The sequence below is a fragment of the Serratia sp. 506_PEND genome (genome assembly GCF_001076875.1).
Lineage (GTDB): Bacteria > Pseudomonadota > Gammaproteobacteria > Enterobacterales > Enterobacteriaceae > Serratia > Serratia marcescens.
Genome location: NZ_JVEL01000440.1, coordinates 29471 through 44012, shown reverse-complemented (window position 1 = coordinate 44012; position 14542 = coordinate 29471). Strand labels below are relative to the sequence as shown.

The 14542-nt window shown below is 47.6% G+C and carries 18 protein-coding genes; 1 reads left to right on the top strand and 17 read right to left on the bottom strand.

The window, feature by feature from the left end; all coding sequences use genetic code 11:
* Positions 1 to 422: 422 nt before the first annotated feature.
* The gene (repA, locus tag ADK28_RS16965; RefSeq protein WP_048796204.1) at positions 423 to 1244 is read right to left on the bottom strand and encodes a plasmid replication initiator RepA; all 822 of its coding nucleotides are present in this window, start codon (positions 1242 to 1244) and stop codon (positions 423 to 425) included.
* Positions 1245 to 1724: 480 nt separating this feature from the next.
* On the opposite strand from repA, the gene ADK28_RS31010 reads away from it, so the two are divergent.
* Positions 1725 to 2228, top strand: a complete 504-nt coding sequence (locus tag ADK28_RS31010; RefSeq protein WP_082172301.1) for a DapH/DapD/GlmU-related protein — start codon at positions 1725 to 1727, stop codon at positions 2226 to 2228.
* Between the two features lie 3 nt (positions 2229 to 2231).
* Here ADK28_RS31010 and ADK28_RS30230 read toward each other — a convergent pair whose 3' ends face one another.
* The 16 genes from ADK28_RS30230 to ADK28_RS32755 all read right to left on the bottom strand — a co-directional run.
* Positions 2232 to 2804, bottom strand: coding sequence for a tail fiber assembly protein (locus ADK28_RS30230; RefSeq protein ID WP_075202092.1), 573 nt, complete (start codon positions 2802 to 2804; stop codon positions 2232 to 2234).
* The gene (locus ADK28_RS30225; protein WP_075202091.1) at positions 2804 to 3715 is read right to left on the bottom strand and encodes a tail fiber protein; all 912 of its coding nucleotides are present in this window, start codon (positions 3713 to 3715) and stop codon (positions 2804 to 2806) included. The genes ADK28_RS30230 and ADK28_RS30225 overlap by 1 nt, the downstream gene beginning before the upstream one ends.
* Before the next feature lie 50 nt (positions 3716 to 3765).
* On the bottom strand, positions 3766 to 4362 hold the full coding sequence (locus tag ADK28_RS16955) for a YmfQ family protein (protein WP_048796202.1): 597 nt from the start codon (positions 4360 to 4362) through the stop codon (positions 3766 to 3768).
* A complete protein-coding gene (locus ADK28_RS16950) occupies positions 4359 to 5507 on the bottom strand; it encodes a baseplate J/gp47 family protein (protein ID WP_048796201.1) in 1149 nt (382 codons plus the stop codon). Before ADK28_RS16950 ends, ADK28_RS16955 begins: the two co-directional genes overlap by 4 nt.
* Positions 5497 to 5940, bottom strand: coding sequence for a phage GP46 family protein (locus tag ADK28_RS16945; RefSeq protein WP_048796200.1), 444 nt, complete (start codon positions 5938 to 5940; stop codon positions 5497 to 5499). Before ADK28_RS16945 ends, ADK28_RS16950 begins: the two co-directional genes overlap by 11 nt.
* A gap of 3 nt (positions 5941 to 5943) precedes the next feature.
* Positions 5944 to 6540: a phage baseplate assembly protein domain-containing protein gene (locus ADK28_RS16940; protein WP_048796199.1), complete on the bottom strand. Its 597-nt coding sequence runs from the start codon at positions 6538 to 6540 to the stop codon at positions 5944 to 5946.
* Positions 6540 to 7625, bottom strand: a complete 1086-nt coding sequence (locus ADK28_RS16935; RefSeq protein ID WP_048796198.1) for a phage baseplate assembly protein — start codon at positions 7623 to 7625, stop codon at positions 6540 to 6542. The genes ADK28_RS16940 and ADK28_RS16935 overlap by 1 nt, the downstream gene beginning before the upstream one ends.
* Positions 7622 to 8980, bottom strand: a complete 1359-nt coding sequence (locus ADK28_RS16930) for a DNA circularization protein (protein ID WP_048796197.1) — start codon at positions 8978 to 8980, stop codon at positions 7622 to 7624. Before ADK28_RS16930 ends, ADK28_RS16935 begins: the two co-directional genes overlap by 4 nt.
* A 5-nt stretch (positions 8981 to 8985) precedes the next feature.
* Positions 8986 to 10875: a hypothetical protein gene (locus ADK28_RS16925; protein WP_048796196.1), complete on the bottom strand. Its 1890-nt coding sequence runs from the start codon at positions 10873 to 10875 to the stop codon at positions 8986 to 8988.
* A gap of 108 nt (positions 10876 to 10983) precedes the next feature.
* On the bottom strand, positions 10984 to 11316 hold the full coding sequence (locus tag ADK28_RS16920; RefSeq protein WP_048796195.1) for a phage tail assembly protein: 333 nt from the start codon (positions 11314 to 11316) through the stop codon (positions 10984 to 10986).
* Positions 11317 to 11318: 2 nt separating this feature from the next.
* Entirely contained in the window at positions 11319 to 11687 is a 369-nt protein-coding gene (locus ADK28_RS16915; protein WP_048796194.1) for a phage tail tube protein, read from the bottom strand.
* A 16-nt stretch (positions 11688 to 11703) separates the two neighbouring features.
* A complete protein-coding gene (locus ADK28_RS16910) occupies positions 11704 to 13212 on the bottom strand; it encodes a phage tail sheath subtilisin-like domain-containing protein (protein WP_048796193.1) in 1509 nt (502 codons plus the stop codon).
* Positions 13209 to 13385, bottom strand: coding sequence for a DUF2635 domain-containing protein (locus tag ADK28_RS30220; protein ID WP_075202094.1), 177 nt, complete (start codon positions 13383 to 13385; stop codon positions 13209 to 13211). The genes ADK28_RS16910 and ADK28_RS30220 overlap by 4 nt, the downstream gene beginning before the upstream one ends.
* Positions 13386 to 13389: 4 nt before the next feature.
* A complete protein-coding gene (locus ADK28_RS16905) occupies positions 13390 to 13935 on the bottom strand; it encodes a hypothetical protein (protein ID WP_048796192.1) in 546 nt (181 codons plus the stop codon).
* Between the two features lies 1 nt (position 13936).
* Positions 13937 to 14266, bottom strand: a complete 330-nt coding sequence (locus tag ADK28_RS30215) for a head-tail joining protein (RefSeq protein ID WP_075202090.1) — start codon at positions 14264 to 14266, stop codon at positions 13937 to 13939.
* 3 nt (positions 14267 to 14269) lie between these two features.
* Positions 14270 to 14542 (bottom strand): hypothetical protein (locus ADK28_RS32755; protein WP_204375376.1); only part of this gene is annotated, 273 nt, incomplete at its 5' end.

The following is a 14542-nucleotide window of genomic DNA, read 5'->3' as shown; positions in this document are numbered from 1 at the left end:
GTAAGACGGGTTTGATAACACGGAAAGAAAAGCGGCTCAGTGGATTCTGGTCGGAGACGTGGGGGCCTTACAGCGGGTTGCCCGGCTATGCCGGGTGCTACCGTTGAGGTTGACCTTTCCGAACCGGCGCGGCGTAAGCCGCTGCAAGGGCGGTCATTTATCCACATTCGAAGAATGCGATAAGTCTTTTTGATCCAAGAATATCTTTAAAAAGAAAAAAGAAACATTGCGGATAAAACAAAGGACCATTAGCAAATAAAATAAAGAAACCATTTGCGGATAATGTGGGTAACTATTCGTTGACGGGAGAGAACTAGATGATAGCCGGTGGGATACCGTGCATTATTGGATGAAAAATGAACTGCTATTTTCTGGGGTCGAGCGGAGCCCCCGCAAATCAATGCGGTTAACAGAGAGGGGAGCTATTCAGGAACGGGGGAAGAGGTTACGCGCCGCAACAGCGACATGGCACGCTTTTTAATGCCATCTGCCCCGAGTTCGATTAACTCGGCCAGCGGCAGTGATTTGGTTAGTGATTTAATGAGGGTGTGTAACTGCTGCTCAGTCTCTTTACGACTCGCTCGGCGCGCTAATGTACGCTCACGCTTACGGGTTGCCTTTTCGCGGCTGCGTTCACGTTGTCTCTCGCGCCATGCTGACATGCGTTCCGCTAGGCGTTGTTTAAGGTCGTTTTCCTCCTCCTCACCATAGGCCAACGGCTTACCCTGGAAATTAGCGCGCATACGGGCGGCCGCGCGCCAGGCTTTTTCCGTCGTACCACATATGGCCATCCCGATAGCGGTAATAACGACAACAGCGGATAAAAACTTACCCGTCACCGGGTCACGCTCAATACTGGTTTGGGTTGCGCCAGTAGCGTCCAAGGTTTTCAAGGCCCGAGTAAAGCGCGTAATGCCCCGATTACCGGCCGCTGATTTACTTTGTAGCCCGCACTGGGCTGACATGCTGGTACAACTGATCGTTGTTGAGGCAGTCAGAACGTCGGCGTTTGCTATCAGAGTGCGAAGAGTAGCGTTTATGCTGTTGCGGCCATGCTTGCGTATCGTGCGTTGACGGCCTGTAAACATGTAGAACGCTGGATGTGTAGTGAGATCGGTTTCACCCATGCTATCAAGCAAACGAGTGATAAACGCGGGCATATGCCGCTTGTATGTCTCTGGTCGCTTGTACCTCGGATCGGGGTTGATAATCCCCGGCCGTAGTTCGGGTGTGTGGTTATCCATTTTCCTGGCCTAATGCTTGCGATTCGCTTGCATTGTCAGCCGGGGTCACACTATAATCGGAGTTGTCGAGGCTCGATTTGTTGTGTGGCTTATGTGCTGACAATGATTTGAACCGCAAAGGCCCGCTAATTCGTTAGCGGGCCTTTGTTCTTCTAGACTCCCGCGATACCCTGCGAAAGCGCCCGTAAATCCCATACTGCATGTTTTGCTACGTTTTGTAGTCAACAGGTGAACTCTAGCACATGGCCCGGCGTTATGCACCAGATCCCGTACTGAATGGGTTCAAATTACCCAACTCCTTGTCAAAGATCCAGAAAGGATCGCAAAACGATCAAGATTCTACTCTACTGCAACGAGACGTCAAACAGATACTTACTCTAATGAACGTCATACGAGGTACAACAACCTCTAACATAGGTATGATATAATGCACCATGTTAGGGTGTTAGTTAATTCTATACATAAGAGATAATTAAATTTATGAGATATTATTTTTATTTACTAAAGAAAAGTATAAAGCCTCATTACGCAAGGTTATTCTTCAATACGTCATTTCTTTCAAATAACAAACGAAAAAGGATTCTCGAAAAATGCGGGGTGAAACTTAGTTCGCAATCGCACATTGCAACACCCTTTTATTTCGAGTACGGAAATATAAATCTCACTGGTAATGTTCTTATTAATGCCAATTGCAACTTTCTTGACAATGAACGGATAACAATCCAAAGCGGCGCAATGATCGGACCAAACGTCACCTTGACAACCGTTAGTCATCACGCAAACCCAGCATTACGCCATAGTACAAATATAATAGCGCCCATCAATATAGGAGAAAATGTATGGATAGGCGCAGGGGCTGTAATTCTTCCTGGAGTAAGAATTGGGAATAATAGTATTATTGCTGCAAACAGTGTTGTAACTAGCGACGTACCCGCAAATGTTTTATATGCGGGTGCGCCAGCAAAATTTAAAAAATACATATAATTATTATAGTGTCGGGTGATCTGGCCATTCTGGCTTACTACAATCAACACGACTTAGCATAACACGATATTTTTTCCACCCCGCCAGTTGTTGTTTTTCATCATCAGTAGCAATATCGAGATCAACAGCATCTTGCAAAGGTGCAACATGATCGTTAGCCACCTGCATTAAACGGCTTTTCTGCTCTACAGCTTTAGCCAACTCAGCAGATTTTTCAGCTTCTTCATCTTTCACCCATGCTGTCCCATCCCATTTTTGGTACTGACCATCAGGTGCTATTGCAGTGACATTTTCCGGTAACAACCCAAGCTCTGAAATATAAATTTCACGCCCGGACGAAATATCAAAAACAGTTTTTCCTCGATGGTCATCCACAATATACCAAGCTGATTTTGATATATCGAATACAGCTACCTTCCCCTCTGATACTTTTATTGGTTTAATATCGGTACAATAAGCGGGTAAACCGGTATGTGATGGAATATAAGCATCACTTATGCCAATAAACTCTTGAGTGTCGGCTCTAAAGTTATAAACAGTAATTGTTTGTGCTTCTTCACTCATTTTAAATGTCATTATGCAAGCCTCACGAGATAGTTAAATGCAATGTTTTTTACTGTGTTTTCTGTGTTACCTGCGGCTGCCACGGTTATAGTATGTCCGTGAGACCCCAGAGCAACAGTATGTGTATGCGCGCCAATAGGCACCGTATGATTATGTGCGCCTATCCCTACCCAGTGATCATGTGCACCTATATATACGTTATGGGCATGATTACCCGCTGCTCCGGTAAGCTGGGTAACACTCCCCATATTGGTATTCCCAGAAGGCCATCCCCAACCAGCCTCCCATTGAAGGAAAGTATATTCGTGTTGGTGTTGTCCTTGTGCATCTGTTGACTTTGAACCATAATCGAAGCCATTCGTTTGTTTCGAACCGTAATCAAATGAACTAGTAGTAGGCGAACCATAGTCATGCGACGATGTGTTTTTAGTCCCCAGATCAGTTGCTGCTGCTGTCGCTGTATGCGTATGTGATTTAATTCCATCAGCCTCAGCACTCAACACCGTTCGGCCGCTGGCTGGTTTGCCTTTTATCGTCTGCCCGCGCATATCAGGGATTATCCCTGACGGATAAGCGATCGCAAGTTTAGGATATTTTGCCGTATCAAATGTCTGTCCCTGCATCAAAGCATAGCCAGCAGGGATAGTCTCTGACGGCCAGGGAATAGGCGATCCTATAGGATTGCCAAAATCATCAGCATCAGACTTTGCCAAATAGACAGAATTTAATATTTCAAATATTTGTTGGTTATTATCAGGGTCAAGCACCCCTCCATTTTTAATAATTACATTACATAGTTCTCGCTGTATGGTATTAAACCACTTAGCAGGTAATAAGGTAGGGCTTACCCCACCAGCCACATTACCATCGGTAAATTCACCGTCTGGCGTGGCGGTATTGGTAATATCGCCAATTTTTTGCATAGGAAACCCTCAAAAGTTAATTTGATTAATTTTAAAAAAACGTTATCTAATTAGTAATAGCCAAATAACAGCACTGTGAACGGCGGGGCCAGTTGCTTAAGTGTACATTCCAGAATTTTGTTACCCCAGGTGGCCAGAGGTTCACCACAATACGTAACGCCACATTTAGCCTGAACATACGTTGTTTGCTGAGCATTAACCCGCCAAACAAACGGCCAATCATCTCCGTTAATCGCCTCACCACATACGCTAAATCCTGCCCGCGCCTGGCGAAACTCATCAATGGTAATGTCATATCCCAGCGTTTTGGCCAAACTGATATAAAACTGTTTTGATAGTGATCCTTTGCCCACCAACCGAGAAACAACAGCCTGTCGGCGGCGCTCAATGGTATATGTTTCGCCAATCGTACAATTATCCGGCAGACCTAACGACGCCTCCCATTCCGGTAGCAACTCCAGCGCCGTGGCCGGGAAACCACCAGTAAGTAGACTGATCGCGCTGGCGTCCACACGTTGGAATGATCTGGCCAACGCCTGAGCCAGCTTGGTTAGTGGATTATCGGGCCCCGTTTGCCAAACCCGCCCGCGCGGAAAATGCGCCAGTAACGCCGATTGATAATCGGACGTAGTGAATAGGCTGGTCATGTAATGGTCACCGTTCCGAGTTGCGGGAGTTCGCCAACACCCAGCGTTATATTCTGAGTAGGGGAGGTAATCAAAAATCCATCCGTTCCCGGCACAGAAGCAATCGCCGCGTTAATTGACGAGAGGGTTACAATACCTTCCCCTGTAGGGTCTCCTCGGGTAAAAAACACCAGGTTAATCGCGGTGCTAATGGCAGCGGTTAGGTCCTGCTCCTGTTCAATGATGCCGGTAATGGCAAAATCAATGACTTTAGGGATCGGGGAAGCAAGATAGACCAATGCCGTTATCGTCTGATTCGGATAAATGGCATCAGCAACGCGCAGCTGGTCACCGGTGGCTTTTGCATAGTAACCCCAGGTTTCATATTGCGATAGGCCATCAGTGCCAACAGGAAAGCCGTGGTTGGTCTGATCGTCACCATCACACATAATGTATATTCCGACCGTTCCCACCCCCATCAGACGGCGTACACACCACGCACGCGTGACACCAGAGACCGCCAGCGCCCAATTTACATAGTCAGTCTCGCTCCCGCCTTGCGGTAATGCCTGATAAGCCAAAAGCATTCGGGTACGTAAAGGCTCGTCTGTTTCAACGTTAGCCCCACCGGTGGCCGGATTAATCAGCGTGACCTGTGAATCAACACCGGAATAACTGTTATCAAGCGTCAGCACGGTTCCCACTGGCGCATTACCGAGCGCTCCACCAGCGGTAGGATCATCAAGCGGAGAGAGTAGAACGGCGGTTACTGGCGTTAACGTAGTGCCATCAGGCCCGATGGTTACAGCATTATCCAGGGTGTATTTGATCCCATCCTTGCGATTGATAACGGCTCCGGCCGGGACTGTCCCTCCAACCCCTGTTAATTTGGCGGCTGAGCTTTTGGCGGCCGTGGCAGGTTTTCGATATACGGTCACCAATGCCGCCCACGCTTCTAAATACTCATCGGTTGCGGTAAAGGGCGTTGATTGCTGTGCTACCCAGTCAAGATAGCCATAGTGGCCATATGACAAACCGGCCTGAACATCACCGGTGATCGCCAGATTCGAAAACCGAAGTAGGCCACCTGTTTTCGGTAACGCACTCTTTATATCGCTCTTAACCTGCCCCCTCAGATCAGTGAGTGTCGGGTGCTTATACGGCATTCGCTATTTCTCCCCATGCCCAGTCAAATTCAAAACTTCTTTTGCTCCCGTCCGGCTGCTCAATAGCAACGTACAGATATAAAGTCGACGGATAGACTATGCGGTAAGTTACCTCGACAGATCCCGCTATAAGGTCATCAATCATCCATTGCAGCGCCTCGCGGGCGTAATCTTTGGCCCTTTCGGCCGTGTCACGGGATAAACGCTGGCGATAAATCAGCCATAAACGGGACCCTATACGGTAATCCTCGCCCAAATCCCCCCACCAGCCCCGGCGATCGTCACCATCGTAGGTATCATCTGCCCGCGCTTGCTGATCGGTAAAAAGGGAAATTAAAACTGCTGTATCGAGATCGTCACCGCTGGCCAGATCGCCGGTTTCTGATACCCAGCCACCGGAATCTATTTTCCAGACTGTTTTGATATCACTCACGGACTACCCTCCTACAGGGTTAGACGGCTTTTCACTGTCGATTGTGTCGTTACCACCCTGAACATTTTTAACCTGGTGATCATGGTCGTTATACGCCTCTCGGAGCTGCTTAAGCGTTGCTGTGTTGCTTTCGCAGTTATCAATAATGTCACCGGTGCATTTCAGAACCGGCGTTTTGGCCATAATCTCCTCACTGGCCGTGATCGTCACCACCGTAGAATTAACGACGTCTACCGGCTGGCCAGCGGCGTCTATGGTTATGCCTGTTTCCGTGAGCTTTACGAGCTGGCCCCATTGGCTATAGATAACCGTTTCTCCGGGTTTCAGTCCAGATTGCCGATGGGATTGATGATTTGACGCAATAATTACGCCTGATGAACGGTCCCCACCTAAAAACGCGATTACCACGTCAGAGCCCACCGGCAAGCCAGACGAAAAACCAAAGTCGCTCATACGCGGCGTATCGCCTCGCACCTCTAAGGGCGTCTGTACCTGTAGCTTTTGAATGGGGCCGCTATCGCTGGCCGCCGTCACACGGCCAATAGATAACGCCATCTGAACGCGGCGCAAGAGTTGCCGGTAAGCGGCGCTGATATCCATTAGTAATTAAGCTCCCTTACCTGCTGATAGAACTGGTACGGCTCAACGGTGAACGCCTCTGGCGGCATCAAAATAAGCTCGGCCGTTGTCCCACGCTGATCGCGCGTAAACGTCACCTCACAGAGCAACCAATACATATCAGTGATGTTAAAAACAGGAATGCTAATGGGAACCTGGGTATTTATTTCCCAAAGTTTGCCGGACTTATCGCGCCAACTGTCCACAACGACGCGGAGGGCCTTTGAACGGCCGTAACGCCGGTTCATTTCCCAGTCGATATACTGCTGAGCCACGCCATTCGCGATCATCGTGCTTTCGATGATGTCTATTTTCTTACGATGGCGCATTTTTTCAGGGTCCTGAGCGCTGGCCAGAAACGTTCCGCCATATTCAACGGAGGACCCCACCTCATAAAGTGGCGTAACCGACATGGACAACCCTACATAGTCGGAAAAACGCTGGTCTATGCTGCTTTGATAGTCCGCCGCCTGTATGTTCTCGCCCTGCATCACCCCTGACGCGGCTTTTTGTGTGCCTACGCGGGTTAGATATAGATTTCCGTCCGGGAGGTCATACGCAAGTAATGCACTCCAGCGGCACACGCGATCAATAATTTCTTGCGGACTTTCCCCCCAGTTAATCGTAAATTGCGGCGCGGCCTGTAGCCCGGTAACGTCTGTTGTTACGTCAATATCATAAGGGGCGGCGAGGCGCTGAGACATGGCCAGCGCATCGAGTCCTGTCATAACATTGCTCTCCCACTCAGCCGAGCAATCAACCAGGTCCTGACATTTTCCACGACCAGTCACGCGGATCTGATGCTGATTCGGGCGAATTGATGGGCACCAGCGGTCAACGTAGCCAGTTATTACTACGTCCTCCCCCAGCTTCACAACGCACGGATCACCAGGACTAACCAACTGCTGTTGTTCGTCACCGGGGTAATAATCCATGATGGAAATGTCAAAATCTGAGGGCATTCTCTCGATGCCGCGCGTAATCCGTATCCGATCCCAGCCGTGCAATGCACGCCCCCTGACCTCAAGGTATAGCTCGTCTACTTTTTCCGTTTTTTCGGTTGTCATTTGCTGAGCGCCTTAAAATCCAGTGGCATAAATGCCGGGTGAACAGGATTAACGCATCTCACCAGCTCGTTATTGCGTGCCGGGTCCTGATAAATACGCTCAGAAAGAACAAGCGAGGGGAGAGAGGTATAAAACTGGTATTCTGTGAAACGGGCCAGATTTGCGCCACGTTCTGTCAGCGTTGAAACAACTGTATTATGTAACGCGATCAAATCACGGTATGTGTCATCGTGTCCCATATCAGCCGCATTGATCGCACCAGCCTCCAGGGCCTCGCCCGCCAATGTCATAACGTCCCAGGCGTCATCATGGGATACCGGCTGATAACTGAGCGCAGCTCGCCCCAGGTAAGCCAGAGCCAGGCGCTGAAAAAAAAGTGTTGCTGCATCTTGTACCGCACCGTCAACGCCTGGAACATAATCACCGGTTTCAAACACGGACAAATTAATAAAAATTCGGATCTGATCCTGGGGTTCGCTGACAGACAGCACAACGGCGGATAAAAGCTCATTGGCTTTTTCAGCATAAGTTTCGGCATCAACCGATTTAACTAACTCATCGCCGACTGTGGCCACTTTGCCGCGATTCTGTGCACTAGCGGCTTTTTGCTTCTGCATTTGGATTGGGTAAGTTTGGTTACTCGTCAGCCCACTATTGCTCGATGGCTGAAACCGACCGTAAGTGTTGCTGTCAAAAACATCGGTAATGGTATTAATAAGGTTATTAGCCTCATTCACCGTGCCGGTGATCTGGCTAACCCAAAAAACAGCGGTACTTTGTAACGTTTGAATAAGCGCCGTACTCTTTCTGAGTATGCTGTTGATAGTCGTAACAAACTGGAGCGTCGTTGTCGCAATAGACTTTAACCAGGACTCCTCATCCGGGAGCGGAGTTGACGTTGTAACCGGAAAAACCTTTAACCCGGACTCGATCGCCCTGAGCGTGAACTCAAAGTAGCGGCCGTTATCCCATTGCTCAACAATCTGTAGCCCCCCGGATGGAATACTTACCGTTAACTCACCATATGTCGGGTGAATCAGTGTCCCGGCACCGGCAGTTTCACATGCCGCAATGAGATTGGAGCGCTGATCGATTACTGCCCCTCCACCATATATAACGCTATCCTCAACCAAAAAGCCTTTCACGGTAAATTTACGGGTTGCCCTACCCAAATCTTCAACCCAGGGTTTATCACGATAAGGGTACTCATGGACGGCCGTTTTACGGCCAAATGAGCTTTGCCCGCCAAGAACAGCAAAGGGGACCCCCCTGAATTGTGCTTTTTGTAGTGTTTCAAACCACTTTTTAGACCCCTCGGGATCAAAAAAGTCGGTCACGGTATCAATCAGGCTCATAGCTACTACCCCGTAAATGGCATGGAGACCGCAACCCGCCCCCCGGTCGTCCCTGTTGCCTGCGTTTGTTGGTTGGTGCGAGGATCGACCATCGTGACTTCAACCTGCAATTTAGTGTTAGAAAGTCCCTCCCGGACTGCCTCGGAAATACCCTGGCTGTGATCCTGGCTGTTACTGTTATTTACCGTCGATGTGCTGGATTTACTGTTGTTATTTACTGTGGAGGTGTTAGAGACGTTGTTGTTTTCGGTTTTGTTCTGAATCGGGCTAACCGGCGCGCCGGTAATGACTGATTTAACCTGCTCAGATGACCACGGGTTGTTACCTTCCTGATTGAACAAGGCAGTTAATACACGCGCTCTTAACGCCGGATCTGTCAGGTTTAATTGATCGCCAGGATTCACCCCGAGTTCCCGACTGGCTCCCGATATCATGGCGCGCGTATTGTTCCCGTCTGAACGCGGGGAGGCAGTGCTAATGATTTGCTCTATTGTCGTCAGAGGCCGATTCCCTGCGGCCTTGCTTTGCCCGGTGTAATACAGCATTAACTGACGATCTGCTGCGGCAATGCCTGCCTCAGGCGTTTTGAATTTTGCAAACCGAGCTGTTCCAGCAGCGCCTGGCTCCTTTACCGCGCCTTGCTGGCGAGCATAGTTAATATTCCACGGGTTATTATTCCGCACCGACCGCGCGCGCGGGTTAACACCGGCACTGGGCTGACCAACATTTACCCCCTGATAACTATTTACAGCTGTTGAGCTTGAACGTTGCAGCGCAACGGCCAGATCGCTAGCCAACTGGTTAGCCATTTCTTTAGGACCGTAATACGCCTGGAATTTCTCACGTAGACCATCCGTCATAACCCCAAAATCCATCGCCGATTTTTCGGTGATGCTCAGCGTCTTATAAAATTCAGGGTCGTTATATCCTTTTCTGAGCTGATCAGATTCATTCCCCCTTGTTACTCCCAGAACCTTCATCAATGAAAAATTGTCTGGTCCGTGGATTAATAAATCAGTAACACCATCAATACTATCTTTTACTGAGCCATCGGATAACAGCAAACTGTAAAGCCCACCTTTAGTTTTCTGTTTCAGACCGTCCCACGCAGCACCCATTTCATTGATTGCGCCATTGATGCCAGTAAGATCGTTATTTAACCCATCAGGGACAGTCAGTCCAAAATCTTTAGACTTGCTCATTAACTCATCAAACTTACCCGTTCTGAGTAATCTTAGGCTATTAGCATCAAGGCCCAGCATATCAGAAACTTTTTTCTGATTTTGAGGGCTTAAAGACGGAAATACCTTAGAGAGATTTCGCATCGACCCTATTAAATCAGCAGTTCCATCTTTATTCTTAGCAATCTGGACACCCATTTGATTAAGAAGAGATAAAGTCTCAACATTTCTGACCTGTAGAGCTTCATTGAAAACACTGTAAAGCCCCTCAACAGATTGTTTAGCCGAATCTGCATCAATACCCAAAACTTGCATCGCGCCGGATAACTGAGTGAATCTCTCAACGCTTAATCCCGCATTTTGTGCAGATGTAGAAAGTTCTTGCGCACTTTTACCCGCCTCCCTCATGCCAGTAACCGTTTTATAAATTCCTGCGGCGGCTGCACCAATGCCAAGAGATAACCCCCCCACCATTTTTAATGGGGGGACCATATCGCCGATTAACTGAACACCATCTTTAGCAAATGTATTTAACCCTTTAAATTGTCCTATAATAGAATCCAGACCATTTAATGTTTCTTGACCGCCAAGTTTCAAACCTCCTTTTAATTTATCCAACGGTGGGTAGAGAGATTGCACTGAGCGAATAATGTTATCAATTTGCTTTGATGCATCATCATTGGCTACCAAATCAAAATCGAACTGTTCACCCATTAACTCACCCTCCCATACGTTTCATTTGCAAGTACCAGAATAAAAAACGGCTGGCGGGTAAGTTGCCAGCCTCATAAGGACCCCAGTGATAAAAATGCGTTACTTCCGCTACTGAGTTCCCCCAAACGATGGCGGATAGCGCAAAAAATCCAGTAGATATTTCTCCGCTTTCCTGTAATCACGGTAATTCATACCCTTGATTATATTTTGTGGTACTAGCGGCTCACTTAACAATGAAATAAGCAATCCCATTGCTGACATATTCCCGTTTTTAGACTGTTCATCATAAAACTGTTCGATTTGAGAAAAACAGGGTTCCTTTATCACAAAGCTATTAAAGGTTTCCTTACCATCTGCGGAGGATAACGGTTTAATAAGGTTTAGTGTAAATGATGATTCCAGACTATCAAGGAAAACCAAATCGTTAATTACTGTTGCCACAATTAATTCTCCGTAACCGAAAGACCTTCCCACTTAACATCAAACTTAGCATCCTCGGAATCTACTTCCTGCTCATCGACGGTCCACATATTACTACCAATAATGGTTTTCCCGTTGGCTAACTGAGCAACTACAGTGACGTTAGTTTGATTGTTAAAGCCAATAACAGACGTTCCACGACTGTCACGCAATGACATTGAAATAGACCCTGCCGAGGGTTTTTCTTTATAACCGTGAACTCCATCCATTCCGGTCAGTGTTTCACGTTTAACGCGAGTTGGTTTGTATTTAAACGAACCCTCGACCATAACTGTTAAACCATCAACAGTTACATAAGCGGTCCCCGCGAGTAAACCGGTTGTATCAGCCATAACAGACCCTTAAATATTATGATGATGGTTGTAAGCGGAATTGCGCCAAAACAGCGAAAATACGCAACTGATTAATTAATACACCATCCCAGAGAACATCAACACGATTTGGATTCTTCGCGTTCGGTTCAACAATCAGACCAGCAGCAAATCCCTTGCTGTCCTGAACGTAACCCTGCCATTCCAGAGACTGATACTCAGCAATCAATTCAGCCTTAATTGTCGATGGTGTAACAAGGGCTGAGCCTGGAGCAAATCGCGTCCCATCCCTGGCTAACTTCACGCGGCCAAATTTAGACGTAACAATTGAACGCATATCCCGCATACAGAACATCAGTAAAAACAACGTCTCAACCTGCAAATAACTGTCGTCCGGCTGGCCATAACCGTTTAACTGATATGTAGTGATCACGTTCTCAATTTGAACTGAGTCATCAGCCTGCACGGTAAACGTTGAAATGCCGCTATATAACAGCGTATTCCGTTCTGTCAGTGAAAAACGCGACGTCATTGGGGGGGCAAGTACACCACGAACAACCAGAGTCTGTAGCGGGCGACCGGGATCATTACGCAAGCTAACCGCACTAGCTCCCGCATAACCTGCGGACCAGGCATACGACGGGGACGGAGAGTCATTCACCCCCATCAGAGAGGCGTGCTGGTCGTTTCGTCCTTCCCCTTTTGATGTTAGTACGCCGTATGTCCCGGACGTTGCCCCAAAGGCATGGCCGTAAGTTTGCTGGCTATAGCTCCAGCGGCCAGTTTGATCATTGAGAAAGTCACGAACGGCATCAAGCGACGTAGTGTCATCATACGGGAAAACGATAAAGTCATAATTGGTATCGTGCAGACTGGCCAGCGCCGCCGATAAATCAGGAGATCCAACCCCACCCGTCATTTTTACAATCGCAATATCTACACCTGGAGGCGAATATTCACCACCGCTAGCCCCAAGATAATTAAGGCGAATATCAAGGGTATTACCCAGCGCTCCGAGGTTTTTGGCTTTTAACTTAATCTGAATTGGATCACCTTCTTCCCCTGTAACCAATTCAGCGGTAACAGGAAGGTCAGCGTTTGTGCTAATTGCCGTCACGATAGCACCACCAATAACAGCGCTGGTATCTGTTGGAACAACGGCCACCTGTACCCGAAGCCCGGCAATATAGAGTGAGATGACTCCGTTGGCAGTCGGAACACCGGTAACTGTTAACTTTCCTTCTGCCCCTGTCATTCCGGTAGCTGCATCAGCCACCGGCAACAGGTAAATGGTTCCGCTACTGTCATTTTGCAAATACACATCCATCATAGCCGCCAGCATAGAGCCCTGGCCACAAAGGACCTTAGCATTTGCCGAACTTGAACAAATAACAGACTCGTCAGCGGTTGCCGTTCCCGTTTTTAGCATTTGCCCTACAATCAATGTATTTTGATTTACGGTGGCAGTATTTGCCTGAGAATTATCAACCTCAGCAAAAAATAATGGCGTCCGTAAATTACTTGGCACATTCTGAAAAGGGATCATTTATCACCCCCTTTCGGTTTGTTTTCTTTTTTAGTTACTAAAATAACATCTTGATCACGGACACGACGTTGCCAAAAAGGATCGCTATCTGAAACCTCAGCCCCCTCTTTCGGCAATAATGTACGCTTAAACGGATCGCGAACCTCGCAACCCTCTCTTGGTTTAACAAACATAAATTTAACCCTCAAAATTGATTTTGACTTTTGGTTGAGTTGTTCCATCTGGCATAACCAACGTAATATCAACTTCTTTAAGTTCATCTGAAATGACAGGATAAAAATCATCCGGACCTTGAAAGTACTCAACAGCAACCAACATTAGCAACTGACCAATATGACCCTCACCGCTTGAATCAATATCCACTCTCGATGAAACAGAAGAATACTTCTGAATCCTGCGGGTTAATTCATAACTGTTAATCAGAGATTTTAATATCTGCTCCTGTAACTCCTCTAATTTAACCTCAGCATTCATTGCCCCATCTTCATTCGACTCGCCGTCAAACTCTTCAACCCGTGCCGTTATGCGTAAGGTTGTAGTGGTATTGAATTTAGGAACATTTCTATCAATGCCTTTTTTATCGTCAGAGTGAGTCTGAATGAGTATCAACGGGAAAAGATCACTACGGGTAGACCAATCGCGAGGAGAGTAAACCCTCTCCTCTGCGTCCGTATTATCTTTTAACGCGATAACTGCTAAATTTCTAACCTCTATTGAGTCCATGTTATTTGCACACGTTAAGTATTAACTTTACGCCCCCATGAGAATCGGGCTGAACATCAGAAACCACATACAGCGTATTATCTGAATAAATAAACAACCGATCGCCTTGCTTGGGTTCCCGCAAAAACTGGCTCAACCTCACACCAATAATGGGTGAGGTTGTGTTTATTTCAGACGAGCCATCAAGCGTTTCAAACTCCTTTGAATAAGGCCTATCAAATATCCCCTCGGTATCAAAAGCAACCTCATTTTTACCTTTGGGACGGTAATTTATTCGCTGTCCAAATACCCGTTGGAGTGGAGCAAGTAGTTTTTCATCCCAATTAATCACGGGTTATCCCCCTGAGATAATCTCCACGCCACCAGCATCGGTAGTAATGGTCAACCCTGCTGTATCCTGGGCGGCAAGCTCCCGACGCAACACAGATAAAGGTTTTACTAACCCAATTGCTGTCAGACGTTCGGCCGTTCCGCGAGGGAGTTTTACAGTGCGTGAGTCTGGATATTCAACGCCGTTATGGTTCAACGTTGCTCCCGTAACTACAACTACGATATACCCCGCATCCTGTATTGGCTCCGGCGCTGGGTCAGGCTCCGGCGCTGGGTC

What these genes read in the sequence shown, in the direction of transcription:
- ADK28_RS16905 (WP_048796192.1), bottom strand. Translation starts at nt 13,935, where the DNA reads ATGGACTCAATAGAGGTTAGAAATTTAGCAGTTATCGCGTTAAAAGAT.
- ADK28_RS16950 (WP_048796201.1), bottom strand. Translation starts at nt 5,507, where the DNA reads ATGCCGTATAAGCACCCGACACTCACTGATCTGAGGGGGCAGGTTAAG.
- ADK28_RS16915 (WP_048796194.1), bottom strand. Translation starts at nt 11,687, where the DNA reads ATGGCTGATACAACCGGTTTACTCGCGGGGACCGCTTATGTAACTGTT.
- ADK28_RS30225 (WP_075202091.1), bottom strand. Translation starts at nt 3,715, where the DNA reads ATGCAAAAAATTGGCGATATTACCAATACCGCCACGCCAGACGGTGAA.
- ADK28_RS16930 (WP_048796197.1), bottom strand. Translation starts at nt 8,980, where the DNA reads ATGAGCCTGATTGATACCGTGACCGACTTTTTTGATCCCGAGGGGTCT.
- ADK28_RS16940 (WP_048796199.1), bottom strand. Translation starts at nt 6,540, where the DNA reads ATGGATATCAGCGCCGCTTACCGGCAACTCTTGCGCCGCGTTCAGATG.
- ADK28_RS16935 (WP_048796198.1), bottom strand. Translation starts at nt 7,625, where the DNA reads ATGACAACCGAAAAAACGGAAAAAGTAGACGAGCTATACCTTGAGGTC.
- ADK28_RS30220 (WP_075202094.1), bottom strand. Translation starts at nt 13,385, where the DNA reads ATGTTTGTTAAACCAAGAGAGGGTTGCGAGGTTCGCGATCCGTTTAAG.
- ADK28_RS30230 (WP_075202092.1), bottom strand. Translation starts at nt 2,804, where the DNA reads ATGACATTTAAAATGAGTGAAGAAGCACAAACAATTACTGTTTATAAC.
- ADK28_RS16955 (WP_048796202.1), bottom strand. Translation starts at nt 4,362, where the DNA reads ATGACCAGCCTATTCACTACGTCCGATTATCAATCGGCGTTACTGGCG.
- repA (WP_048796204.1), bottom strand. Translation starts at nt 1,244, where the DNA reads ATGGATAACCACACACCCGAACTACGGCCGGGGATTATCAACCCCGAT.
- ADK28_RS16925 (WP_048796196.1), bottom strand. Translation starts at nt 10,875, where the DNA reads ATGGGTGAACAGTTCGATTTTGATTTGGTAGCCAATGATGATGCATCA.
- ADK28_RS16910 (WP_048796193.1), bottom strand. Translation starts at nt 13,212, where the DNA reads ATGATCCCTTTTCAGAATGTGCCAAGTAATTTACGGACGCCATTATTT.
- ADK28_RS31010 (WP_082172301.1), top strand. Translation starts at nt 1,725, where the DNA reads ATGAGATATTATTTTTATTTACTAAAGAAAAGTATAAAGCCTCATTAC.